The sequence below is a fragment of the Streptomyces capparidis genome, assembly GCF_054782095.1.
In genome coordinates this window covers 86,000-110,434 of the sequence record NZ_BAAGTD010000014.1, presented here as the reverse complement: position 1 = coordinate 110,434, position 24,435 = coordinate 86,000, and the positions used below count along the sequence as shown (strand labels likewise).

General features: G+C 74.3%; 20 protein-coding genes and 1 tRNA gene. 14 read left to right on the top strand and 7 right to left on the bottom strand.

Annotated elements, in window-relative coordinates:
- The first annotated feature begins 420 nt into the window (after window positions 1-420).
- The 4 genes from ACYVO2_RS14160 (at window position 421) to ACYVO2_RS14145 (ending at window position 5,292) form a co-directional block, all read left to right on the top strand.
- Window positions 421-1,725, top strand: a complete 1,305-nt coding sequence (locus ACYVO2_RS14160; RefSeq protein ID WP_461008109.1) for an ABC transporter substrate-binding protein — start codon at window positions 421-423, stop codon at window positions 1,723-1,725.
- Window positions 1,726-1,876: 151 nt separating this feature from the next.
- Window positions 1,877-2,839: a carbohydrate ABC transporter permease gene (locus tag ACYVO2_RS14155; RefSeq protein ID WP_461008108.1), complete on the top strand. Its 963-nt coding sequence runs from the start codon at window positions 1,877-1,879 to the stop codon at window positions 2,837-2,839.
- A gap of 19 nt (window positions 2,840-2,858) precedes the next feature.
- A complete protein-coding gene (locus ACYVO2_RS14150) occupies window positions 2,859-3,773 on the top strand; it encodes a carbohydrate ABC transporter permease (protein WP_461008107.1) in 915 nt (304 codons plus the stop codon).
- Window positions 3,774-3,855: 82 nt separating this feature from the next.
- Window positions 3,856-5,292: a GH1 family beta-glucosidase gene (locus ACYVO2_RS14145; RefSeq protein WP_461008106.1), complete on the top strand. Its 1,437-nt coding sequence runs from the start codon at window positions 3,856-3,858 to the stop codon at window positions 5,290-5,292.
- A gap of 31 nt (window positions 5,293-5,323) precedes the next feature.
- Here ACYVO2_RS14145 and ACYVO2_RS14140 read toward each other — a convergent pair whose 3' ends face one another.
- The gene (locus tag ACYVO2_RS14140; protein WP_461008105.1) at window positions 5,324-6,895 is read right to left on the bottom strand and encodes a tetratricopeptide repeat protein; all 1,572 of its coding nucleotides are present in this window, start codon (window positions 6,893-6,895) and stop codon (window positions 5,324-5,326) included.
- A 355-nt stretch (window positions 6,896-7,250) separates the two neighbouring features.
- Here ACYVO2_RS14140 and ACYVO2_RS14135 point away from each other — a divergent pair, with 355 nt between their 5' ends.
- Both ACYVO2_RS14135 and ACYVO2_RS14130 read left to right on the top strand, forming a co-directional pair.
- Complete coding sequence (locus ACYVO2_RS14135) at window positions 7,251-7,562, top strand: hypothetical protein (RefSeq protein WP_461008104.1); 312 nt, start codon at window positions 7,251-7,253, stop codon at window positions 7,560-7,562.
- A 42-nt stretch (window positions 7,563-7,604) separates the two neighbouring features.
- Window positions 7,605-8,492: a spermidine synthase gene (locus ACYVO2_RS14130; protein ID WP_461008103.1), complete on the top strand. Its 888-nt coding sequence runs from the start codon at window positions 7,605-7,607 to the stop codon at window positions 8,490-8,492.
- Here ACYVO2_RS14130 and ACYVO2_RS14125 read toward each other — a convergent pair.
- On the bottom strand, window positions 8,489-9,085 hold the full coding sequence (locus ACYVO2_RS14125; RefSeq protein WP_461008102.1) for a histidine phosphatase family protein: 597 nt from the start codon (window positions 9,083-9,085) through the stop codon (window positions 8,489-8,491). The two genes, ACYVO2_RS14130 and ACYVO2_RS14125, sit on opposite strands and share 4 nt — an antisense overlap.
- A 3-nt stretch (window positions 9,086-9,088) precedes the next feature.
- Window positions 9,089-10,234, bottom strand: a complete 1,146-nt coding sequence (locus tag ACYVO2_RS14120; RefSeq protein WP_461008101.1) for a TetR/AcrR family transcriptional regulator — start codon at window positions 10,232-10,234, stop codon at window positions 9,089-9,091.
- 216 nt (window positions 10,235-10,450) lie between these two features.
- On the opposite strand from ACYVO2_RS14120, the gene ACYVO2_RS14115 reads away from it, so the two are divergent.
- The 6 genes from ACYVO2_RS14115 to ACYVO2_RS14090 all read left to right on the top strand — a co-directional run bounded on the left by ACYVO2_RS14115 (window position 10,451) and on the right by ACYVO2_RS14090 (window position 16,296).
- Entirely contained in the window at window positions 10,451-11,530 is a 1,080-nt protein-coding gene (locus ACYVO2_RS14115) for a phosphatase PAP2 family protein (protein ID WP_461008100.1), read from the top strand.
- Between the two features lie 130 nt (window positions 11,531-11,660).
- Entirely contained in the window at window positions 11,661-12,818 is a 1,158-nt protein-coding gene (locus ACYVO2_RS14110; RefSeq protein WP_461008099.1) for a hypothetical protein, read from the top strand.
- Window positions 12,815-14,344 carry a hypothetical protein gene (locus ACYVO2_RS14105; RefSeq protein ID WP_461008098.1) on the top strand — a complete coding sequence of 510 codons (1,530 nt, stop codon included), beginning with the start codon at window positions 12,815-12,817 and terminating at the stop codon, window positions 14,342-14,344. Before ACYVO2_RS14110 ends, ACYVO2_RS14105 begins: the two co-directional genes overlap by 4 nt.
- A complete protein-coding gene (locus ACYVO2_RS14100) occupies window positions 14,341-15,678 on the top strand; it encodes an AAA family ATPase (RefSeq protein WP_461008097.1) in 1,338 nt (445 codons plus the stop codon). Before ACYVO2_RS14105 ends, ACYVO2_RS14100 begins: the two co-directional genes overlap by 4 nt.
- A 102-nt stretch (window positions 15,679-15,780) precedes the next feature.
- Window positions 15,781-16,149 (top strand): hypothetical protein, encoded by a 369-nt coding sequence (locus ACYVO2_RS14095; RefSeq protein WP_461008096.1) that lies wholly within the window; start codon window positions 15,781-15,783, stop codon window positions 16,147-16,149.
- Between the two features lie 74 nt (window positions 16,150-16,223).
- Window positions 16,224-16,296 (top strand) — tRNA-Lys (locus tag ACYVO2_RS14090).
- A gap of 102 nt (window positions 16,297-16,398) precedes the next feature.
- Here ACYVO2_RS14090 and ACYVO2_RS14085 read toward each other — a convergent pair.
- Window positions 16,399-16,932, bottom strand: coding sequence for a hypothetical protein (locus ACYVO2_RS14085; protein WP_461008095.1), 534 nt, complete (start codon window positions 16,930-16,932; stop codon window positions 16,399-16,401).
- A gap of 892 nt (window positions 16,933-17,824) precedes the next feature.
- On the opposite strand from ACYVO2_RS14085, the gene ACYVO2_RS14080 reads away from it, so the two are divergent.
- On the top strand, window positions 17,825-19,351 hold the full coding sequence (locus tag ACYVO2_RS14080; RefSeq protein ID WP_461008094.1) for an MFS transporter: 1,527 nt from the start codon (window positions 17,825-17,827) through the stop codon (window positions 19,349-19,351).
- Window positions 19,352-19,610: 259 nt separating this feature from the next.
- On the opposite strand, the gene ACYVO2_RS14075 is transcribed toward ACYVO2_RS14080, so the two are convergent.
- The 3 genes from ACYVO2_RS14075 to ACYVO2_RS14065 all read right to left on the bottom strand — a co-directional run bounded on the left by ACYVO2_RS14075 (window position 19,611) and on the right by ACYVO2_RS14065 (window position 22,384).
- Complete coding sequence (locus tag ACYVO2_RS14075) at window positions 19,611-20,765, bottom strand: Gfo/Idh/MocA family protein (RefSeq protein ID WP_461008093.1); 1,155 nt, start codon at window positions 20,763-20,765, stop codon at window positions 19,611-19,613.
- 246 nt (window positions 20,766-21,011) lie between these two features.
- Entirely contained in the window at window positions 21,012-21,800 is a 789-nt protein-coding gene (locus ACYVO2_RS14070; protein ID WP_461008092.1) for a zf-HC2 domain-containing protein, read from the bottom strand.
- A complete protein-coding gene (locus ACYVO2_RS14065) occupies window positions 21,797-22,384 on the bottom strand; it encodes a sigma-70 family RNA polymerase sigma factor (protein WP_461008091.1) in 588 nt (195 codons plus the stop codon). The genes ACYVO2_RS14070 and ACYVO2_RS14065 overlap by 4 nt, the downstream gene beginning before the upstream one ends.
- 946 nt (window positions 22,385-23,330) lie before the next feature.
- Between ACYVO2_RS14065 and ACYVO2_RS14060 the strand changes: the two genes are divergently transcribed.
- Window positions 23,331-24,344: an acyltransferase domain-containing protein gene (locus ACYVO2_RS14060; RefSeq protein ID WP_461008090.1), complete on the top strand. Its 1,014-nt coding sequence runs from the start codon at window positions 23,331-23,333 to the stop codon at window positions 24,342-24,344.
- The last annotated feature ends 91 nt before the right edge of the window (window positions 24,345-24,435 follow it).

Here is a 24,435-nt window from a genome sequence, read left to right as displayed (position 1 = left end):
CTTCCGATGGTTCACATTCCGGAAACGGGCGCGTCTTCAAGTCTTGACAGCGGGAGGAAGCTCTAAGAGGCTTTCTCCAGCAGTAATGGGAGCGCTCCCACTATTGCCGCACACTCTTCCACATCTTCCGCGCACCAGCACGGCCGACCCGTCATTCCCGTGGCGAACCGACCGCTGCGCCCCGCCCGCCACCGACCGGGCGGGCGGTGAAGCACCGCGGCGCCCTCGACCGCCACAGCGGCCGGCAGCGGCACGAACGGACGGCACCACTCGGAAGTGGGAGACGAGCAGCACGCTTCACCACAACCACGGAACAGTCCCGCAACCGCCCGCATCCGCATCCCTCGCGCGACGTCCACCCCGCCCGCCACCGCGCGGCCGGGGCCAGGCCGGTCGCGCGGTGGCGCAAGGAGTGATGGAATGCGCACCGCCCGCAAGCACACCCGGAAGACCGCAGCCCTGGTCTCGGCCGCCCTGCTCGCCACCCTCGCCACCGCGTGCGGGGACGACGGCGACGGGAGCGACGGCGACGGCAAGATCACGCTCAACCTCGGCCTGTACGGCGTGATGGGCTTCGAGGAGGCGGGGCTGTTCAAGGAGTACGAGAAGCTCAACCCCAACATCAAGATCAAGGCGACCTCGACCGCCGACGAGCAGAACTACTACCGCACCCTCCAGACCCGCCTCGCCGCCAACTCCGGCCTCGCCGACATCCAGGGCATCGAGGTCGGCCGGATCCGCGAGGTGCTCTCCACCCAGGCCGCCAAGTTCACCGACATGTCCAAGGTCGCCGGCGTGTCCGAGGACCGCTGGCTGCCCTGGAAGTGGGCGCAGGCCAAGGGCGACGACGGCAAGGTGATCGGCCTGGGCACCGACGTCGGCCCCATGGCCATCTGCTACCGCAAGGACATGTTCGAGAAGGCCGGGCTGCCCACCGAGCGCGACGAGGTGGCCAAGCTGTGGGCGAACGGCTGGGAGGGCTACGTCGAGGCCGGGAAGAAGTTCAAGGAGGAGTACCCGGACGACAAGGTGGCCTTCATGGACACCGCCAGCGGTCTGTACAACGCGATGGTCTCCTCGTCCGAAAAGCAGTACTACGACGAGAACGGCGAGGTCATCTACAAGGACAACCCGGTCGTGACGGAGGCCTGGAAGGTGGCCACCTCGGCCGCCAAGGACGGCCTGACCGCCAAGCTGCGGCAGTTCGACACCTCCTGGGACCAGGGCTTCTCCAACTCCCGCTTCGCCAGCGTGGTCTGCCCGGCGTGGATGACCGCGCACATCAGCGACAAGTCCGGTGAGGCCAACAAGGGCAAGTGGGACATCGCCGCTCCTCCCGGCGGCGCCAACTGGGGTGGCTCGTTCCTGGCCGTCCCGACCACCAGCAAGCACCAGGAGGAGGCGCAGAAGCTCGCCGCCTGGCTGACCGCGCCCGAGCAGCAGGAGAAGCTGTTCGCGAAGCTCGGCCTGTTCCCGTCCACCGCCAAGGCGGTCGAGTCGGCCGCGGTCACCGGCGCCACGCTCGAGTACTTCGGCGGCGCCCCGTCCGGCAAGATCTTCTCCGACTCCGCCAAGAGCATCCCGGTGGCGACCCTCGGCCCGAAGGACGCCGCGATCAAGGACAACATCTCCAACGGCATCCAGCTCGTCGAGCAGCAGGGCAAGAGCCCCGACTCCGCCTGGAAGACCACGGTCGACACCATCGACGACGACGTCCTGGGCTGACCTGACGCCATCGGCGCGGCCCCGCCCGCCGCACCGCCTACGTTGAGAACCCCTCCGCCGCTTCCCGCCCGTCCCTGACCGGGTGGGAGGCGGCGGAGGCTCACCGCGGGTGCGGGCAGGACGCGCCCTTCCCCCTGGAAGGACGCCCGACGTGGCCACCACCGTCATCGACAAGCCGGCTCCCGCCCCGGCGCCCAAGCCGCCGCGACAGCGGCGGTCGTTGCGGCACTGGCTGGACTTCAAGGCCGCCCCGTACGTGTACGTGGCGCCGTTCTTCCTCGTCTTCGGGGCCTTCGGCCTGTACCCGCTGATCTACACGGGCTGGATCTCCCTGCACGAGGTGGAGCTCCAGACCCCCGACCAGCGCGACTGGGTCGGGTTCGGCAACTACACCGAACTGCTCGGGGACGACAAGTTCTGGAACGCGCTGACGAACACGTTCACCATCGGCGTGATCTCCACCGTCCCGCAGCTCTGCATGGCGCTGGGCCTGGCCCACCTGCTCAACTACAAACTGCGCGGCTCCACCCTGTGGCGGGTCGCGATCCTCACGCCGTACGCCACCTCGGTGGCCGCGGCCACCCTGGTGTTCGCGCTGATCTTCGGGCGCGACTTCGGCATGATCAACTGGTTCCTGGACATCTTCGGGGTGAACCCGATCGACTGGGAATCCGGCAAGTGGACCTCGCAGATCGCCATCTCCACCATCGTGACCTGGCGCTGGACCGGCTACAACGCGCTGATCTACCTCGCCGCGATGCAGGCCATCCCCCAGGACCGGTACGAGGCGGCATCCATCGACGGCGCCTCCCGCTGGCAGCAGTTCCGCCATGTGACCGTCCCGTCGCTGCGGCCCACGATCCTGTTCACGATCGTGGTCTCCACCATCGGCGCCACCCAGCTCTTCGGTGAGCCGCTGCTGTTCGGCGGCTCGGCCGGCGCCCGCGGCGGCACCGACGGGCAGTACCAGACGCTGGGCGTGCTGGTGTACCAGGAGGGCTGGTCGCTGTTCCACTTCGGCAACGCCGCCGCCGTCGCCTGGCTGATGTTCCTGATCCTGCTGATCATCGCCGCCGTCAACGCAGTCATCACGCGCTACATGCGCCGGGCCTGACGCCACCGGGAGCCTTGCCATGACCACAGACACCGTGCCCCCGCTGGCCTCCGCGGCCGACACGCCGAAGACCCCGAAATCGTCCCGGCGCGTCAAGCTGCGCCCCGGCGCGGGCCGCCAGATGCACGGCGGGCCGCTGACCTACGCCGTGCTGATCTTCGCGGCGCTGGTCTCGCTGTTCCCGCTGTACTGGACGGTCGTCGCGGCCTCCACGTCCAACGGCCGGATCACCGAGTCCCCGCCGCCGTTCATCCCCGGTTCGAACCTGGCGAAGAACCTGGAAGAGGCGTGGACCCAGGTCCACATGGAGACGGCCCTGCTGAACACGTTCATCGTGGCCGGGACGGTGGCCTTCGCCACCGTGCTGTTCGCCACGCTGGCCGGGTTCGCCTTCGCCAAGATGCGGTTCAAGGGCAGCAACCTGCTGCTGCTCCTCGTCATCGGCACCATGATGGTCCCGCCGCAGTTGGGCGTCGTCCCGCTGTTCATGCTCATGGGCGATCTGGGGTGGAGCAACGAGCTCCCCGCCGTCATCATGCCGACCCTGGTGAGCGCCTTCGGGGTGTTCTTCATGCGGCAGTACCTCATCGAGGCGCTGCCGACCGAGCTGATCGAGGCCGCACGCGTGGACGGAGCGCACTCGCTGCGCATCTTCTGGCACGTGGTGCTGCCCGCCGCCAGGCCCGCCATGGCCGTTCTGGGCATGCTGACCTTCGTGCAGTCCTGGAACGACCTGTTCTGGCCGATGATCGTGCTGAACGCCGACAACCCGACCGTGCAGGTCTCGCTCAGCCAACTGGGACAGGGCTACGTCCCCGACCGCTCGGTCATCATGGCGGGCGCCCTGATCGGCACCCTGCCGCTGCTGCTGCTGTTCCTGCTGCTCGGCAAGCAGATCGTCAACGGCATCATGCAGGGGGCGGTCAAGGGCTGAGGGCCCGCCGCGACCCCCCTTCCTCGGACGGCACCCGCACCCCGTCCCGACATCCGCACACCTTTTGATGGGAGCGCTCCGTATGACCGCGATCCAGACCCAGTCCGCCCCGGCGGGCACCCGCCGTTTCCCCTCGGGATTCCTCTGGGGCGCGGCCACCGCCGCGTACCAGGTGGAGGGCGCGGCGGCAGAAGGCGGGCGCACCCCCTCCATCTGGGACACGTTCTGCCGCACGCCGGGGAAGGTCCGCAACGCCGACAACGGCGACATCGCCACCGACCACTACCACCGCTTCCGGGACGACGTCGCGATGATGGCGGACCTGGGCCTGGGCGCCTACCGGTTCTCGGTGTCCTGGCCGCGGGTGCAGCCGACCGGGCGCGGGCCCGCGGTCCAGTCCGGGCTCGACTTCTACCGCCGGCTGACGGACGAGCTGCTGGACAAGGGCATCACCCCGGTGGTGACGCTGTACCACTGGGACCTGCCGCAGGAGCTGGAGGAGGCGGGCGGCTGGCCGGCGCGGGAGACCGCCGAGCGGTTCGGCGAGTACGCGCTGCTGGTCGCCGAGGCGCTGGGCGACCGGGTGGGAACGTGGACCACGCTCAACGAGCCGTGGTGCAGCGCCTTCCTCGGCTACGGCTCCGGGGTGCACGCCCCGGGCCGCACCGACCCGGTGGCCGCCCTGCGCGCCGCCCACCACCTGAACCTCGGCCACGGCCGGGCGGTGGCCGCGCTGCGCTCGGTGCTGCCCAGGACCGCGCAGTTGGCGATCACCCTGAACCTGCACCACGTGCGTCCGCTGAACGACACCGCCGAGGACCACGACGCGGTCCGGCAGATCGACGCCCTGGCCAACCGGGTGTTCACCGGCCCGATCTTCGACGGCGCCTACCCGGCCGACCTCCTCGACGACACCGTCGGCCTGACCGACTGGTCGTTCGTGCACGACGGCGACCTCGCCGCCACCTCCGCCTCGCTCGACGTGCTCGGCGTCAACTACTACACGCCGACCGTGGTGTCCCTGACTCCGCCCGCGCCGGGCCACGCCTCGGACGGCCACAAGCCCAGCGCCCACTCGGCGTGGCCGGGCGCCGACCGCGTGTTCTTCCACCGCCCGCCCGGCGAGCAGACCGCCATGGGCTGGGCCATCGACCCGACCGGCCTGTACGACCTGCTGACCCGGCTGCACCGGGAGCGCCCCGGACTGCCCCTGATGATCACCGAGAACGGGGCGGCGTTCGACGACTACGTCAACCCCTCGGGCGAGGTGCTCGACCCGGAGCGGGTCGCCTACCTGCACGGCCACCTTTCCGCGGTCCACCAGGCCATCGAGGCGGGCGTGGACGTGCGCGGCTACTTCCAGTGGTCGCTGATGGACAACTTCGAGTGGGCCTACGGGTACGCCAAGCGGTTCGGCATGGTCTACGTGGACTACGCCACGCAGAAGCGGATCCCGAAGGCCAGCGCGCGCTGGTACTCGGACGTGGTGCGCACCGGCGAGCTGCCGCCGCTGGGCTGACCACGGACGGCCCCGCACCCCGGCCGACCGTTCACGGCACGACCCCGTGGACGGTCGGCCAACTCGTGCACGGGCCGCCCGCGGGGTGGGGGACGGGCAGGCGGGCGGGCGGAGGGGCGTCGTACGCCTCGAGGAACGCCGCCACCTCGGGGTCGTCGTGGTGGGCCCGCAGCGCCCGCACGGTGGTGGCCAGCATGGCCCGCACCCGCGAGGAGTCCACCCGGCGCTCCAGCAGCTCCAGCACCCGGTGCCCGTGGTGGGCGGCCTCGGTGACCTCGCCGCGGCCGGTGAGGTCGTGCGCCAGCTCCGCGGTGTACAGGGTGATGTTGCGCGTGAAGTGCGGGTCCTGGAGGTCCACCGCGCGGCGCGCGCCCTCCACGGCGCGGTCGAAGCGGCCGAGCGCGGACCAGCACTGGGCCTGGAGCCCGGCCAGTTCCGCCTCGCCGAAGAAGGACATCCACTCCGGGTCGGCGTCGCGCGGCCCCTTGGCGAACAGCCGCTCCGCGACCGCCATGGCCCGCTCGCAGCCGGGCCGGTCGCCGAGCCCGGCCAGCCCGCCGGCCTCGCGCAGGGCGAGCAGGGACAGCAGCCGGGGGGACGCCAGGTGGCGGGCGGCGTGCCGTCCGGCCCTGGCCGTGTACAGGGCCTCGCGGGGCCGCCCGAGGTCGCGGGCGAGGAACGCGCTGACGCAGAAGGCGTGCGCCTCCAGCGCCCGGTCGCCCACCGCGCGGGCGATGCCGAGGGCCTCGGCGTAGTGGGTGCGGGCCCGCGCCGGGCGCAGCGAGTCGTGGGCCAGCCAGCCGACGGACAGGGCCAGTTCGCCGGTGTCGGCGAGGAGCCGGTCGGTGCCGCGGCGCGGCCTGGGGTACTCGTCGAGCAGGCGGCGGGCGGTGTGCAGGGAGTCGAGGGCGCGGCCGTAGAAGGCGTCGGAGCCGTGGCCGTCGTCGAGCAGCCGGATGCGGCGCACCACCTGGCCGACGGCGTATCCGGCGGCGCTCGGCCGCAGCAGGGCGGCGCGCAGCAGGTCGGCGGCCTCGTCGAGGTCGTCGGCGCCGCGGGGGCCGGGCAGGTCGCCGGGGTCGTCGGCCTCCTCGTCGGCCTCCCGCAGCAGCCAGGGCCGCAGCGGGCCGGTCTCCTCGCGGGTGCCGGGCTCCGTGCCCTGCCCGGGGTCGGCGCCGGGGCCGGGCGGCGCGCCGGGCGCGGGGTCGGCGACGGCCCGCAGCTCGGCGGAGGCCCGTCTGCCGCGCACCACTTCACGCGGGGCGAAGCCCAGGTCGCGCAGGGTGGCGCCGGGGAACATGTGCCGGAAGACCCGTTCGTAGGCGTAGTTGGGGCACTGGATCTCCCCGGACTCCACGCGTCCGATGTAGCGGGCGTCGCACGAGACCTGCTCGCCGATCTCCCGCGCGGCCCGGCGGACCGCGGAGGCGAACTCGCCCGGGGAGAGGCTGCCGCGCAGGGCGCGGAAGGCGGTGTTGGGGCTCGGGCGGGCGGGCTGCCGCTCCTGGGCGGGTCGGGAGCGGGAGTGCGGTTCCCGGCCGTGGTGGGGCCGGTCGGCCGGGGACCGGTCGGGTTCTGTCCGGTCTTCTGAAGAGGGCGCCATGGCTTCGTTCCCCCTGACGGTCGCGGGGCTGGCGGGCCGCCTTCGGCTTGCGCGACGACCGTACCCGGTGTGATCAGGACACCACTCAGGGTTTGGCCGCAAAACGGGCGGCGCGGTTCCCATCTGCCATGAAATGCCACGCGTCTTACGGCCACCGGGCCGTGGCCGGGGCCGTCCCGGCGCGTTGGACACGGGGAGGCACGGGGGTTCCGCGAGTCCAGCGACCTGATCAGCAGGGAGGACGGTTCTCTTGAGTACCAGCGCGTCGCACCCGAGGACGGCGAGGCCGGGCGCACCGGCGGAGGCCGGAGCACCCCCGGCACCGGCGGGGCACCGGCCCCTCGAGGTGGTCACCGTGCCCGCCCGGCAGGGCATCGAGGCGGTGGACATCCTGCGGCTGCGCACCACGGTGGGCCCGGTGCTGCACGACTCCTACGGCCGCACCCTCGGCTTCCTCGTCCCCGGCGGCACGGCCGAGCACTGGGACGTGCCGGGCAGCGCCTGCACCTCCGCCCTCCCGCACACGGCGCGCCCCGGCGAGCCCCCCCTGTCCGACACCGGCTGGCTGCTCCCCCCGCACGCCGCGGCGCCGTTCACCGACCCCAGGCTGCTGCGGAAGGCGCTCGGGGAGGCGGCGGTCACGCTGGAGGCGGCCGACCGGCTCTGAGCGCGGACGCGGGGCGCCGCCGCGGCGCGGGATACTGGCCGGATGGCGGGCAGGACACGGCGCGGCGGGCAGGACGGCCCCCGGGAGGGCAGGCGGGGGCGGCGCGCCCCCGAGCCGGTGACGGCCGCCGTGGCGTCCGGCACCGCCGAGCTGGTGCCCGACCCGGACCGCCCCCGCGCCTGGACGCTGTACCTGGACGGCGCCCCGCAGTCCCATGTGGACCTGGACGACCCCGCCCGCCTGGACGTGGAGTACCTGCGGCGGCTCGGCCACGCCGCGGACCTGGCCGCTCCCCCGGGCCGCCCGGTGCGGGCCGTCCACCTGGGCGGCGGCGGGCTGACCCTGCCGCGCTACGTCGCCGCCACCCGGCCGCGCTCGCGCCAGCAGGTGCTGGAGGTGGACGGCCCGCTGGTGGAGTTCGTCCGCGAGGCGCTGCCGTGGCCGCGCACCTGGCAGTTGAAGGTGCGCGCCCGCGACGCCCGCGCCGGGCTCGCCGCGACCCCGGACGACTGGGCGGACCTGGTGGTGGCCGACGTGTACGCGGACGCGCGGATACCCCGGCACCTGACCACGGCGGAGTTCGTCGCGGAGGCGGCGCGGACCCTGGCGCCCGCGGGCGTCTACGCGGCCAACGTGGTGGACGGCCCCGGGACGGCGTTCCTGCGCTCCCAGGTGGCGACGGTGCGCGCCGTGCTGCCCGAGGTGTGCCTGGCCGCCGACCCCGCGGTGCTGCGGGGCCGCCGCCGGGGCAACGCCGTCCTGCTGGCGTCGGCCGCGCCCCTGCCCGCGGCGGAGCTGACCCGTCTGGTGGCGGCGGACCCGTTCCCGGGGCGGGTGGTGCACGGCGCGGAGCTCGACCGGTTCGCCGCGGGCGCGCCGGTGCTGCGCGACGCCGGGGAGGCGGGCCCGCCCTCCGGGGAAGGCGGCTAGCCCTCCATGTGCGCGGTGTCGTTCCAGCGCTCGATCGCGGGCTCCCCGTACGCCCAGCCGAGCACCGACAGGGAGGCCGGGGTCAGGGCGAACGCGGACGCGGCCGAGGGGGGAAGGCCGAGCCAGCGCACCGCGAGGGTGCGCAGGAAGTGCCCGTGCGAGAACAGCACCACGTCCCGCTCGCCCTCCTTGGCCCAGGCCGCCACGGTGTCCGCGCGGGCCGCGACGTCGGCGAGCGCCTCGCCGCCCGGCACGCCGTCGCGCCAGATCACCCAGCCGGGCCGCTCCTCGCGGATGTGGGGGGAGGTGCGTCCCTCATAGGCGCCGTAGTCCCACTCCACGAGCGCGTCCCACTCCTTCGCCCGCTCGCCGAACCCGGCCGCGGCGCAGGTCGCGGCGGCGCGCGCGAGCGGGCTCGTCCGCACCTCGACGTCGGGCAGGCCGTGCCACGGCGCGCCCTTCAGGCGCTCGCCGAGCAGCCGCGCGGCGCGCTCGCCCTCCGCGGTGAGGGGGATGTCGGTGCGGCCGGTGTGGCGGCCGGAGCGGGACCACTCGGTCTCGCCGTGGCGGACCAGCACAACGCGCGGGGGCATGCGTCACCTTCCGGAGTCCTGGAGCAGGGAGGCGGGTGTCTCCTCCTCCCCATCGTCCCCGACGCGCTCCCCGGCCGCGGTGGCGGGCCGCCCGGCGCCGCGGGCGGCGCCGCCGTGGGGGCCGAGGAGGCCGTCGAGCAGCGCGTCCAGGCCGTACTCGAACGCGGCCGCCGCGCAGGACGGGGCGCGCTGGGCCGTCTCGGCGGCGCACGGCCGCGGCTCGCCCTCGTGGGCGCGCTCGTGCGCCCGCTCCGCCCACAGCGCCACGCCGAGGGTGTACTGGGTGAGGGCGGTCTGCGCGCGGAGGGCGTCCGCCCCGTCGAGGCCGGAGCGGCGCAGCAGTTCCCCCAGGTGGCCGGCGCCGATGCGCAGGGCGCCGCGCCGGTCCCTGGCGCCGACGAGCAGGTCGAGCACGGAGGGGTGGTCGGCGAGCAGCCGGTACACCGCGAGGCATGCCTGGCGGAGCTGCTCGCGCGGGCTACCCTCCTGCCGGGACGACGCACGGGGTTCCTCCGCCCCGGCGCCGGAAGCAACCCGCGCCTGCGAACCGGCGTCCCCCAAGGGGAGGGTTTCCTGGCCCGCGGCGGGTGGTACTGGGCCTTCCTGCCCGGCGGCGGGCGGGAAGATCTCCTCCCGCCCGGCAACGGACGGGACCGGTTCCCGCTGCGGAGGAGGAGGACCAAAGAGACTTTCCCGCCCAACGGGGGGCAAGCCCGACTCCCCCTGCCGGGCGGGGTCACCGAGGAGACCCTCCTGCCCGGTGACGGGCAAGCCCGGCTTCCCACGCGGGGCAGGGTCGCCAAAGAGACTCTCCTGCCCGGTGACGGGCAAGCCCGGGTCCCCCCGCGGGGCAGGGTCCCCAAAGAGACTCTCCTGCCCGGTGACGGGCAAGGAGAGACGGTCCAGCAGTCGTTCCGTGGCGGCGTCGAACAGTTCGTCCTTGCCGCGGAAGTAGGTGTACAGGGCCATGGCGCCCACGCCGAGCTCGTCGGCGAGGGCGCGCATGGTGAAGGCGTCGATGCCCTTGCCGTCGAGCAGGCGCAGAGCGGAGTCGAGGATGAGGTCGCGGCTGAGCGTGTTGCGCGGGGCTCGGGCGCGCGGGGGTCTGCCGCCGGAGGGCCCGGACGGGGAAGGTCGCGGACGGGTCATGGCGCACACCGTGCGGTCGTGGGGTGGGGGGACGGAGGCGGCACTGGCGTTCCAGAGGCTCGCAGAGGCAGAGGACGGACAGGTGTACGGAAATGTGGCGAGGAAGCGGCGGAACAATGAAACACTTGGCCGGAATCTCCGGTGTCGACAGGCGTACCTCCTAGCGTACGGCGTACGGTAGATCCACGAACCCGACTGATCTGGAGACTTGTTGCCGTGTCCATAGCCGTGCCTCGTCAGAGGTCCGACGGGAGCACACCGACCGCGGCGCACGAGCTGTCCGCCCTCCCGCCCGCCCGCCGCCCCCGGTGGTGGACCGAACTTCTGCTGGTCGTCGTCCTGTACGCCGCGTACTCCGCCGGACGGATGCTCGCCAGGGGCGACGTGGAGACGGCGCTCGACCACGGTCGGCAGATCCTGCACGTCGAGCGGGTGCTCCACATCGACATCGAGCTCGTGCTCAACGAGGTGCTCACCCGGGTCACCGCGCTGGGCGTCGTGTGCGACTTCGCCTACGCGACGCTGCACTACGTGGTGACCCCGGCCGTGCTGGTGTGGATCTGGAAGCGGTATCCCGGCCGCTACCGGGCCGCCCGCACCTGGCTGGCGATCTCCACCGTGCTCGGCCTGTTCGGCTTCGTCCTGCTGCCCACCGCGCCGCCGAGGCTGCTGCCCGACTCCTACGGGTTCGTGGACACGATGGCCCAGTACGCCTCGTTCGGCTGGTGGGGCAGCGAGGCGAGCGCGCCGCGGGGCCTGGGCGGCATGACGAACCAGTACGCGGCCATGCCGAGCCTGCACGTGGGCTGGTCGCTGTGGTGCGGTGTGCTGATGTGGCGCTACGGGCGCTCGCGGGCGCTGCGGACGCTCGGCGTCGCCTACCCGCTGCTGACGGTGTTCGTGGTGATGGCCACGGCCAACCACTACCTCCTCGACGCGGTCGGCGGAGCGCTGGTGATGCTGGCCGGGGCGCTGCTGGTGCGGCCCTCGCTGCGGCTGACGGGCCGCTGGCGCGGCTCGGTGGAGGCGTGGCTGGCCGTGCGGTCGGCGGAGCGCGCGGGCGCGGGCACCTCCGCGCAGCCGGCTCCCGGCAAGACCGCCCCCGGCAAGACCGCTCCCGCGAGGGCCGGGGCGGGCGAGCCGCTGGCGGCGCCCGCCCGGCACGGCTCGCTCGACGGGACCCCGCTGATCGTCCAGCAGACGGCCAGGATCGAACCGGACACCGGCCCGCCGCCCGGCGGCGCCCGGCGCGGCGGCCTGGAGCCCGAGCACGACTCGGCGGTCGGCGGGCCCTAGTCCGCACCGCTTCCGGCGGCCCCGGTGCGCGTTCCCGCGCGCCGGGGCCGCCGCTTCTCCCCCGCGTGCGGGAGCCGCCCGCCCCCGCCGCATTCACCCGTTGTCGGACCCGGATGCGAGACTGCCGCGCGTGAGCACCAGCACTCTGGACGAACGGCTCGCGGCCCTGCGCGGGCCCGTGCCGCCCCGGCCGATGGACGCGCGGACCCTGGCCGCGCTCGCCGCCAACCCCGGTTGCCGCCGCCGCGCCCTGCTGGACGCCGCCGGCGTCGACAAGGGCGCGCTGGCCCGGCACCTCGGCAGACCCGCGCCGTTCGGCCAGTCCCAGTTCGCGATCGTGCGCGGCAACGCCTTCGAGGCGCGGGCCAAGGCCGACGGGGGCGCCGCGCTGCTGCGGCTCGCCGGCGACTGGCTCGGCGTGGAGCCACCGCCGCGGATACCGGTGCCCGACCTGACCGCGGCCGGGCCCGCCGGGCGGGCCGAGCGCACCCGGCAGGCGCTGGAGGAGGCCACCCGCGGCGACGGCTGGGCGCTGCTCGACCACCCGCTGCTGCGCCTGCCGGTCGCCGGCTCCGCGGTGTACCTGGAGCCGGACGCGGTCCTGGTGCGCCCGGGCGGCCGGTGGACGGTCCTGGAGATCAAGTCGTTCCCGATCCTGGACGGCGCCGCCGACCCGGCGAAGGTGGGCGCCGCGGCGCGGCAGGCGGCCGTGTACGTGCTCGCGCTGCGGGAGCTGGCCGGGCGCCTGGGGACAGGCGAGGCCGACCACACGGTGCTGCTGGTGTGCCCGCGCGACTTCAGCAACCAGCCGACGTGCGCGCCGGTGGACGTGCGCAGGCAGCTCGCGGTCACCGCCCGCCAGCTCGGCCGCCTCACCCGGGTGGAGGAGATCGCCGCGACCCTGCCGGACGGCACCACGTTCGACCTGTGCCTGACCGACGACGGCAGGACGGCGACCCGCCCGCCGGCCGAGCTGTCCGCCGCGGTGGACGCGGTGCCCGCCGCGTACGCGCCCGACTGCCTCGCGGCGTGCGAGCTGGCGTTCCACTGCCGGGAGCGGGCCCGCGAGCGCGGCGCGGTGGAGGTGCTGGGCCGCGGGGCGCGCGCCGAGCTGGGCGCGCTGGAGACGGTCGAGGAGGTGCTGGCCGCCGCCGAGGGCCCCGGCGGCGATCCGGACGGGGACCCCGGGCAGCCAGGGCAGCCAGGGGACCCAGGAGACGCGGTGGGCGAGCAGTTGCGGCGCGCGGCGCGGTTGCGCGCCGAGGCGCTGGCCGGCGGTGGCCCGTGAGCCTGATCGCCACGCTGGCCCGCCTGGAGGCGGCGCGGGCGGGCCGGGCGCGCCCGCGGGCCACCGTCAGGCACCGGCACCTCGCGGAGCGGCCCATGGCGTTCGTGCCGCTGACCACGGCCGGTGAGACCGGCGCCCCGCTGGGCGCGCTCGTCGGCACGGACCGGGACGCGCCGCGGCTGCTGGTGGTGCCGCAGCCGCGCGACCGCGATCTGCGGTTCGCGTTCCTCGCGGAGCTCGCCGAGACGATGCTGCCCCACCTGGAGGACGGCGCGGACGAGGTGGACGTGGAGGTCCGCAAGGAGAAGGACCCGGAGACGGGCGAGCGGGTCGAGGTGCGGCGCGAGGTCTGCCTGGACGCCCCGCAACTGCTCGTCCCCAACGCCGCCGGGGTGGCGTATGCGCGGCTGCTCGGCCGCTCCACCCGGTTCCGGCGCACCGCCGAGGAGGACCCGGCGGAGCCGTACCCCGTCCCGTCGCGGGTGCCGCTGCTCGGCCGGTGGCTGACCCACTACGCGGAGCGGGCGCTGACGCCGGGCTCGTCGCTGCTGCTGGCGATGACGGAGCTGCTCGCCCGGCACTGGGCGACCGGGCAGAGCGCCCTGGAGGACCAGCACCTGGGCGCGCTGCTGGCCTGGATCGACCCGCCGGAGGGCACCCACGGGGCGGACGCGGCCCGGTGGGCGGAGACCGCGCGGGACGCCCGCGGGCTGCTGCACTGCCCGCCCGCGGGCCCGGCCACCGACCCGGAGTTCGACAACCGGCTGCTCGCCCCGGCGATGGCCCGGTACGACGCGGGGACACCGGGCGCGGAGCGCGAGGTGCGGGAGTTGGTGGAGAGCCAGTTGCGGCCCACCTGGGACCTGCTGTGGCGGGGCGTGGACCTGCTGCGCGGGCTGCCGCCGGGCGAGCGGGTCGCGCAGCGGTGGGAGAGCGACCGCTGGTCCTACACCGGTCACCGGGACCGGCTGCGCGCCGGCGAGCCCCCGCAGCCGCGGCGGGACGACGCGGTGACGGCGGCGGCCAAGCTGGTGCGGCGGGAGCTGGAGCAGTTGCGCCTGGAGGCGCACGAGGCGCTGGACGACCCGCTGGCCATGGCGGAGCGGCAACTGGCGGGCGAGGCGTTCGCGGGCGAGGCCGCCGAGGTGGAGATGGCGTACGGCGAGGGCCGCTCGCCCCGGCCCCGGCCGCTGGTCACCGTGCGCACCGGGGACCGCCCGCACGTCGAGCCGGGGACGCGGGTGTTCCGGGCGCTGGCGGGGAAGGCTCAGGAGGCCGAGGTCGTCCTGGTGGAGCCGGGGGTGGTCCAGGTCCGGCTGCTGAACCAGATGGGCCGGGGCAAGGTGCCCGCCGAGGGCAGCGTCCCCGCCGTCGGGGACCGGCTGTGCTTCACCGCGTTCGAGCACGACCCGCGGCCCGCGGCCCCGCTGCCGCCGCCGGAGCTGACCCCGTGGACGCACGGCGGCCCGCCCGGCGACCCGGTGGCCGCGGTTTCCGACCCGCTGACCGACGAGGACTTGCTGTGATCGCTGCCGAACGCGGCGCCGCCGATCCTTCGGCGGACGCCGCCAGTGTCACCGAGGAGATCCTGCGCGACACCCTGCGCGGGACCGCGCGCGGCGTCGTGGTGGACTCGCCGCCGGGCGCGGGCAAGTCCACCCTGGTGGTGCGGGCCGCCCGGGAGCTGGCCGCGTCCGGCGAGCGACTGATGATCGTCGCGCAGACCAACAGCCAGGTGGACGACCTGGTCAGGAGGATCGCCGCCAAGGACCCGGAGCTGCCGGTGGGCCGGCTGCACGGGGCCGAGGGCCCGCCGGACCCCGCGGTGGCCGCGCTGCCCTCGGTCACGGCGTCCTCCTCGGTGGGCGAGCTGGCCGGGCAGAAGGTGGTCGTGGCCACCGCCGCCAAGTGGGCGTACGTGAAGGACGTCGAGCCGTGGCGGCACGCGATCGTGGACGAGGCGTACCAGATGCGCTCCGACGCGCTGCTGAAGGTGGCCGGGCTGTTCGAGCGGGCGCTGTTCGTGGGCGACCCCGGGCAGCTCGACCCGTTCACGGTGGTCGGCGCCGAGCAGTGGGCGGGCCTGTCCTACGACCCGTCGGCGTCCGCGGTGGTCACCCTGCTGGCGCACAACCCGGGGCTGCCCCAGCACCGGCTGCCGGTGTCCTGGCGGCTGCCCGCCACCGCGGCGCCGCTGGTGTCGGCCGCGTTCTACCCGTACACGCCGTTCCGCGCCGGGACGGGGCACGGCGACCGGCAACTGGTGTTCGGCGTGCCCGGGGACGGCTCCGCGCCCGACCGGGTGCTGGACATCGCGGCCGAGTCCGGGTGGGGGCTGCTGGAGCTGCCGCGGCGGCGCACGGTGCGCACCGACCCGGAGGCGGTCGCGGCCGTGGCCCAGGTGGTCCGGCGGCTGCTGGACCGGGGCGGGGTGGCGGTCTCCGAGCAGGGCACGGCGCCCCTGACCGCGGAGCGGGTCGCGGTGGGCACCGCGCACCGCGACCAGGCGGCCGCGGTGCGCGCGGCCCTGGCCGCGGCCGGGGTGAGCGGGGTCACGGTGGACACGGCCAACCGCCTCCAGGGCCAGGAGTACGACGTGACCGTGGTGCTGCACCCGCTGTCCGGCCGCGGCGACGCCACCGAGTTCCACCTGGAGACGGGCCGCCTGTGCGTGCTCGCCTCCCGGCACCGCCACGCCTGCGTGGTGGTCTCCCGGGCGGGCATCACCGAGCTGCTGGACGAGCACCCCTCGACGGAGCCCGTGCGGCTCGGCGTCACCGTGCGCTTCCCGGACGGGTGGGAGGCCAACCACGCGGTGCTGGCGCACCTGTCGGAGCACCGGGTGCCGCACCGGCCCTGAGGGGGCCCGCCGGGAATGCGGCGGGCGTCTCCAGCCGCTCCCCAGAGGTGCACTTGCGCACGGCGGGACAATGGACGAGAAACGTCACGGAGGTCACATCCCATGCCACAGCCGCATCCGTCCGAGCAGGAGGAGCAGCGCGAGCGGAAGCGCCGCCTGCGCCCTGCGCCGCTGCTGTTCGAGCCCGGCGCGCCGGACAGCGGCCCGGAGCACTTCTTCGACCTGGAGTCCCTGGAGGACCCGCGGGAGCTGCTGGACCGCTCCACCGAACTGGCCCTGGCGTTCCGCGCGGCGGCGGAGCGGGCCACCGAGTTCCAGGCGGTTGCCGCCGCCCAGTTGGCCGACCCGGGCCGCTTCGACCAGGTGTCCGTGGAGGGCATCGCGGAGCGGGCGGACTGGACGCCCGACTACGCCAAGAAGATGATCGAGTTCGGCCGGGACCTGCTGCGAAACGAGCGCGAGACCCCCTGATCCGGCGCCCGTCGGTCCGTTGATATCAATTTCTGGTCGACGCCGACGGGGTGCTAGTCTCTCCACGTCAGCGAGCGCCGCTAGCTCAACTGGCAGAGCAGCGGACTCTTAATCCGCGGGTTCGGGGTTCGAGTCCCTGGCGGCGCACACGACACGAGCGCCTCGACCGGTTGACCGGTCGGGGCGCTCGGGCTTTTCCGGGGCGCACCGTCCGGGAGGCCTCCTGCCCGGGGCTCGCGGCGGGCCGAGTCAGCCGGTGCGCGGGGCGGGTGCCGTGCCGCGCACGCGCAGGCGGCGCTCGAAGACGACGACGGCGGGCACGAGCAGTGCCGCCCCGAGGAAGAAGTAGCTGTTGATCGCCAGGCTCTGCCAGAACTCCGGGGAGCCGCGGTCGGCGAGCTCCTCGGCCCGGCCGAGCAGCCCCTTGGGGGTCAGTCCGCTCGCCGTGGTGACGGCCTCGACCGCGCCCGGCACCCCGCGCAGGGTGAGCAGGGCGCAGCCGAACCACAGCGGGGGCCGCACCGCCCACAGGGGCAGGCGGGCGCCCCACGGCCGCACCGTGGCCAGGGCCAGCAGGGCCCCGGCGAGCGAGGCGGCGGTGACGGCGCCGTCGTAGACGAGGAAGACCGCGACCGACATGCCGCCGTCCTCGCCGCCCATGGTGTCGCGGTAGTCCACGGCCATCCAGGCGTGCCACACGAAGGAGACGGCCATCCAGGCGCAGGCGGCGTGGGCCCATGCGGCCCGCCCCGGCGCGGCGGGACCCGCGCTGCTGAGTGTCATGGGGGGAACGGTAGGGGCGCGCGGGCCCGTTGATCGTCGGCCCCTGGGGCCATGGAGGCGTCAGCCCGAGGGCGTACGGGCGTGCGGGGCGTCCGCCCGCGGGGGGAGCGCGCCGGCGCGGGCGCGGCCCGGCCCTTCCGCGGCGTGCGGGTCGGCGGCGTGCGGCACGGTTCGGCGGCGGCGCCGGTGAGGGGCAGGGTGCGGAGGCACCGCGGCACCGAGGAAGAGCCGACCGCCCGAGGACGGCGGCACGAGGGGTATTCGACCGGCGTTCGATCGCACTCTGTCCACCGGAGCCGCGCACCGGCGGGGAAAGCCGGCCCCGCGCCATTCCGCTTCCGCGCGACCGGGCGCGATCCGGGGCCGCGGGCGGATTCCACGCCCCGCTTCCGGGGGAAATCCGAGGGGCCGCGAATCCCGCTTTTCCCGGCCCCGGGCGCACCGCACCGGGCGGGTTCGCGCGGGCCCCTCGCACTTGACAAAAACCGCCGGGTTGTGGGCAGCCGGGGCCGGCAAGTGGCACTCCGAGGTCGCTCCGGCCCAGTGCACACAACCTCGGAGAAAACGCAAGCAAAATTCACGGAAATCCATTACGGGGATTCCCGTGAACAGAGCCGGAGGTAGCAGGCGCGGGGATTTGTCAAGGGCGAGAAGAACCACATCACATTTCTCCGTCCGGGCCCCGGAAGGCCGCGGGGCGAATGTTAGAGTCGCTCCGGCCCCGAGCCGTCCCGATGCCGTGCGGCATGTCCGCACCGGCCTGCACTCGGGGATCCCGGACCGCCGGAATCCCTTCACCTCCCGGTTTCTCCCCGGAACTGGCGACCGGCTCTTCCATGCCTGTTTCCGAATCCGGGGAGAGCGTCGTCCTCCCACTGCCTGGAGCCTTTCCATGCCCGCTGACCGCACCTCTTCCGCCCCCGCGCCGAAGGGGACCTCCGACGCGCCGCCCGGGGGCGGCCGTCTCGGCCTGGCCCTGTTCGTCATCGCCGCGGCCCAGTTGATGGTGGTGCTCGACGCCACGATCACGAACATCGCCCTGCCCAGCATCCGTACCGACCTGGAGGTGTCCGACGCGAACCTGGCGTGGATCGTCAACGCCTACGCCCTGGCGTTCGGCGGGCTGCTGCTGCTCGGCGGCCGGGCCGGCGACCTGTTCGGGCGCAGGCGGATGTTCCAGGCCGGGATCGCCGTGTTCACCCTCGCCTCCCTGCTGGGCGGGCTGGCCCCGAACGAGCGACTGCTCATCGGCGCCCGCGTGCTCCAGGGCGTCGGCGCCGCGCTCGCCGCGCCCAGCGCCCTGGCCCTGATCACCACGACGTTCCCCGCGGGCCGGCCGCGCAACGCGGCCATGGGCGTGTACGCGGCCATGGGCGGCATCGGGGCCACGGTCGGCCTGCTGCTCGGCGGCGCGCTCACCGACGTGCTGGACTGGCGGTGGGTGTTCTTCGTCAACATCCCCGTGGGCCTGGTGGTGCTCGCCGGGACCAGGACGCTGGTGGAGGCCGACCGCCACCCCGGCCGCCTGGACATACCCGGCGCCGTCTGCGGCACCGGCGGCCTGCTGGCCCTGGTCCACGGCATCACCCGCGGCGGCGAGCACGGCTGGACCGACGGCCTCACCCTGGCGTCGTTCGCCGCGGCGGCCGTGCTGCTGCCCGCGTTCCTGGTGATCCAGGCGCGCACCGGGCACCCGATGATGCCGCTGCGCCTGTTCCGGGACCGCACCAGGTCGGGCTCCTACGCCACGATGCTGTTCATCGGCGCGGGCATGTTCGCCACCTTCTACTTCCTGACGCTGCACATGCAGCTCATCCTGGAGTACAGCGCGGTGCGGACCGGCTTCGCCTATCTGCCGTTCAGCGTCGGCATGGGCGTCGCCGCGGGCGTCAGCTCCAAGCTGGTCGCCCGCCTCGCGCCGCGGGTGATCGCCGCTCCGGGGCTGCTGGTGGCGGCGGCGGGCATGTTCTGGTTCTCCGCGCTGGAGCCGGACTCGTCGTACACCGGGCACCTGATGCCGGCGATGTTCGTCACCGCCCTCGGCCTGGGCATGAGCTTCGTGCCGATGACGCTCGGCGCGGTCAGCGGGGTCAGGCACGAGGACAGCGGGATCGCCTCGGCGCTGCTGAACACCGCTCAGCAGGTCGGCGGGGCCCTGGGCCTCGCGGTCATGTCGACGATCTCCACGTCCGCGGCCGACGGCAAGCTGCCCGACGCGGCCTCCGCGCTGTACCGGGGCCTGGCCACCGGGGACGCCGCGCTGGTGGCGAGGGCCGGGGAGGCGCTCACCCACGGCTACACGATGGCGTTCGCCGCCGCCGCGGTGCTGTTCCTCGCCGGCCTGGCCGTCGCGGTGACCGCCGTCACCGCCGGGAGGCAGCAGCACGCCGAGGGCACGGCGCCCGTCCACCTCGGCTGACGCCGGGACATGGCGCCGGTGCGGCCGGACATGGCGCCGGTGCGGCGGAGGCCGGGGCTGTGTGCAGTCGTCCTGCCGGGGGCCCGTCCTCCGTCCGCACCGGACGGAATCAGACGTTAGTCGGCGGCCGGGGGCGCCGCTTTGACCGTGCGCGCCACGTGCTTAACCCGCAGTGCCCTGTCGGTCCGCGGCGCGCCGCCGGCCCCCGGCGGCGCGCCGCGGGGCGGACCCGGACGCGGCCGGAACCCGCCCCTCCCCGTCACGCCCGGGTGCCCTCCGGCCGGGGCTCGCGGCCGGTGCCCTGGCGGGGCACGGAGCCGGTGGCGGCGGCCCACGGGGCGCCGTCGCCGTTCATCCGGTCGTAGAAGGGGCTGCCGGGGCCGATCTCGCCGCGCCGCACCGGCCGGTGCCCGAACGCCGAGGCGTAGGTGGCCGCGACGAACTCCATGGTGGCCCTGGTCTCCTGGGTCGTGACCGGCGGCGGCAGCCCCTCGGCCAGCGCGGCGCGCACGGCGGCGAACTGGCTGCCGTGCCCCGACGGCCGCCCGTCGAGCCCCGCCGACCAGGCGGTGCGCACCGTGTCCTCGTGGCCGGGCGCCGGGGTGATCCGCCAACTGTCGTCGCCGTAGCCGTACAGGTGCTCCACCTCGACGGTGGCGTACTCGAAGTCGAACCGCAGGTAACTGGTCTCCCGGGGGGACAGCAGCGAGTTGACGATGGTGGCGACGGTGCCGTCGGCGAACGTGGCGATCGCGCAGGACAGGTCCTCGGTGGCGGTTGGCCTGGCCCGGCGGGCGGCGACCGCCATGACCTCGCTCCAGTCGCCGAGCACGGAAAGCAGCAGGTCGAACTGGTGGATGCCGTGGCCCATGGTGGGCCCGCCGCCCTCGCTCTCCCAGGTGCCGCGCCACGGGGCGGCGAAGTACTCGTCCGGCCGGTACCACAGGGTGTTGCACACGGCGACGAGCGGCCGCCCGAGGGAGCCTGTGGCCAGCAGGGCGCGCAGGTTGACGGCGGCGGAGCCGAAGCGGTGCTGGAAGACGGTGGCGAAGCGGGCGCCGTCGGCGGCCGAGGCCTCGGCCTCGGCGATCGCGTCCATGTCGGCGAGGCTGAGCACCGGCGGTTTCTCGCACAGCACGTGCGCGCCCGCGGCCAGGCAGGCCAGGGCCTGCTCCCGGTGCAGCCCGGGCGGGGTGCACAGGTGGACGAGGTCGGGGCGTTCGGCCGCGAGCATGGTGGCCAGGTCGCCGTAGCGGCCGGGCACCTCCCACCGGTCGCAGAAGGCCGCGAGGCGGACCGGGTCGGTGTCGACGGCGGCGGCGAACGGCCGGCCGCCGCCGAGCCGGGCCAGGTCGGCCGCGTGGACGGCGGCGATGGCGCCGGTGCCGACGACCGCGGTGCGCAGAGGCTTCATCGGAGTCTCCTGTGCCTGGCTGCGGTCTCGCCGCGCCGGGTCTTCGAAAGATTCGAACGATGTACCGAAATTGCGATGTTCCCGGACGCTACGGTTCCGAATGGCGGGCGTCAATGCCCGGTGGCCGCCGGGCGCATGACGGGCCGTCGCGCCGGAGCGCGAGGAAGGGGCCCGACGGGAGAGACTCCCGTCCGGCCCCTGGGGTTGCCCCCGCCGGCGGCCGGCGGATCCGTCCCGGTCGGCCCGTCAGGCCGAGGTGGCGTGCTCGATCCCGTCCGGCGCCTTCATCCGGATCAGCCGCTGCTCGCCGTCCAGGGTGCTGATCTCGAAGTGGTCGATGGCGGTGGGCTCCATGGCGGTGCCGCCGTGCATGTACAGCGGCTCCCTGGCCACCGCGTTGGTGCTGTCCTTGATGCCGTAGCCCCACTTGGGCACGGCCCAGGTGGTGACGACCTCCCGCTCGCCGTTCTTCCCGACGGCGACCAGGTCGCACTTCAGCGGGCCCCTGACGTTGCCGAGTTCGAGGACGACATGGGTGCCCCAGCTCTTCGTCTCCACGCCGATCGTCGCGTTGACGGCGGTGGCGGGGTCGGTGCCGCTGACCTTGTTCGCGGCCGGGACGTGGTCGAAGAAGTACTTGGCGGGCCTCTCCAGGTCCACGGCCACGGTCTTCTCGCCGCCGGACACCGACGCCGTCACCACGGCGGCGGCCACCGGCCCGCCCACGATCAGCGCGGCGGCCGCGGCCACCAGGTAGAGCCCGCGCCGGCGCCGGCGCTTCCTGGTCACCGAGATCTCGCCGACCAGGCGGTCGAGCATCCCCGAGGACGGCTTGACGGACAGGGACTCCGCGTTGGGCGCCGAGGCGGCGAAGTCCGCGAGGATCGGCTCCAGGCCGATCAGGTCGTCGAACTCCGCGGCGCAGCGCGGGCACATCCCCAGATGGGCCTCGAAGCGGGCCGAGTCCTCCGGGTCCAGCACCCCCAGTACGAACGCGCCGACGTCGACGTGCTGCTCCTGCTCCGGCGCGCTCATGCCGTCGTCACCCCTCGTTCCTGTAGAGCGAGCTTCAGGGAGCGCAGCGCGTAGAAGATACGAGACCTCACGGTACCGGCGGGAATGCCGAGCGCCGCTGCCGCCTCGTTCACGGTACGCCCCTTGAGGTAGGTGGCGACGAGCACCTCCCGGTGAGCGTCGGTCAGGTCGTCGAGCGCGTCGGATATCGTCATGAGCCACAGGGCCCTGTCGAGTTCGTCCTCCGCGGGCATGAGTTCCAGCGGAGAGGCGTCGACTTCCTGCGGGCGCGCCTGCCGGCTGCGGTGGCTGTCGATGACGATACGGCGGGCGACGGTCACCAGCCAGGGGCGGATGGACCCGGTCGCATTGCTCAACTGGTCGGCGTTCTTCCAGGCGCGCAGCAGCGTCTCCTGGACGATGTCCTCGGCCCGGTGCCGGTCCCCCGCGACCAGCCGCAGCACATAGGCGAGCAGAGGGCCCGCGTGCTCGCGGTACAGGGCGCGCATCATTTCCTCGTCGGGCGCGGTGCCGGAATGGGCGCCGTGTCGCCTGCCCCGGCTTCTCGAAGGTCGGTCGTTGGCCACGGCCGCATCCTTGCGCACCCGAACCTCCCGGTCGACACATTCCCTGGACAATTCCCGGTCCCCCACGCGGAATGCCTGGTCAGTGAGGGTAAGTGTGGCCATCTTCGCTCGCCTCGTCAGAAGCCGATTCCTCGGCCGACTGCTCATGCAAGGTCCTTGGCACGGACTAACTCCTCTTGAATGCGGGCAGGTTGGACCTGGCTGCACGAGCCTTCGGCGGGCGCCCCCGTGGCGCCACAACCTTCTCTACGGCCGGGTGAACACCTGGCACTCAACGGCCGCCGGAGAATTTTTCGCCGCATTGCGCGGCGTATGCGGGGGCGTATTGGGCGTTGTGCCCGCGGCGCGGGAAAAGGGCGCACATGGCGGTTGCGGACGGCTTGCCGTGACAAAGCACGGTTTTCCCCGACGGGGCGCGGCGGCGCGGTGCGCGGGGCGGGCCGGAATCCGGGCGGGGGCCCTGGGGTGACGGCGGGTCCGGGCGCGGGGGTGGTGGGGTCGGCGCCGTCGCGCGCCGGGAGCGCCGTCGTGCGCTCCGACGGGTGGTGCGCGCCCCCCTCACCCGGGGGCGTGCGGAGGGGCTGTCTCCAGTCGTGCTTGAGCGCCCGGTCGCAGTCTCGTGTGGAACAACTCCACATGTGACAGATGAGCGCACCACATGTGGGAACCCACCCGTCTCACTCCCCCTCTTCGCGTACCTTTCGACAAGCCGCTGAACGAAACCGGCCGGGCCGGGCACGGGCCGGGGCGCCCTTCCCCTCCCGCCGCCGGGACGTTCGCGGCAGAGCCGCCGAAGCGGCCTCACCGGGCCGCAGCGAACGTTGAAGGAGCAGTAGATGGCCCCACCAGGTTCCGGACGTCGGGGACGCGAGTTCCGCGACGGCCGGCCGCCGGAGCGCCCGGCACGGCACCGTGCCGGGGCGCGCGTCGGCGGCGGAGTCCCCGCCGCCCGAGGGAGTGCCCGGTGAACCGGGCCGCGGACCCGGGAGTGGCGTTCCTGTTCACCGGACAGGGCGCCCAGTACCCGGGCATGACCGCCAGGCTGTACCGGGAGTCGCCGGTCTACCGGCGCTATCTCGACGAGGCGTCGGAGGCGCTTCTGCCCTACACCCACGAGGACGTCTCGGCGCTGCTGCTCGACGCCGACCTGCGGGTGCATCTGACCGGCTTCACCCAACCGATGCTGTTCGCCGTCCAGTACGCGCTGGCGAAGACCGTCCAGTCCGAGGGCGTGCAGCCGCGCGCGGTGCTCGGGTACAGCAACGGCGAGTACGCCGCCGCCTGCGTGGCGGGGGCCCTCCCGCTGCCGGACGCGGCCCGCCTGGTCGCCGTCCGGGGCGCGTTCATGCAGGCGCTGCCGACGGGCGGCGGGATGCTGAAGGTGCTCGCCGGGCGGGCCGAGGTGCAGGGTCTGGTGGACTCCGAGCGCATGGTCGGCATCGGGGGCATCAACGGGCCGGGCGAGACCGTCCTGTCCGGCGACCTCGCCGCGCTGGACCGGATCGGCGGGTCGCTGCGGGAGCGGGGCGTGCGCACCGTGCCCGTGCAGGTGTCCCACGGGTTCCACTCGCCGATGATGGAGCCGATGGTGACGCGCTTCGCCCGGGTGGCGATCCGCGCCCACGGCCGGGTGCCGAAGCTGGCGTTCTACTCCACGGTCGCGGGCCGCCGCCTGGTCGGCGAGCCGTTGAGCGGCCCTTACTGGACGGAGCACGTCAGCGCCACCGTCCGCTTCTCCGACGCCGCCGCGGCGCTGCTGCGCGACGGCTACTCCCGCCTGGTGGAGATCGGGCCGCGTCCCGCCCTGTCCCGGCTGATCCGCCGCCTCGGGGCGGCCGAGAGCCTTCGGGTGTGCGCCAACCCGGTGCTCGGCGAGGACTCCGGCCCCGCCGAACTGCGGATGGCGGCGGCCACGGCGCTCGGGCGGCTGTCCGAGGTGCCGGTGGAGGACGGGCTGTACCAGCCGCAGGCCGTGTAGACGGCCCGGCACGTGAGCGGCTCTCCCGCGACGCGCCCCGGCGCGTCAACGGGCGCGGAGAGCCGCGAGCCGGCGCGGTGGGCCGAGACCC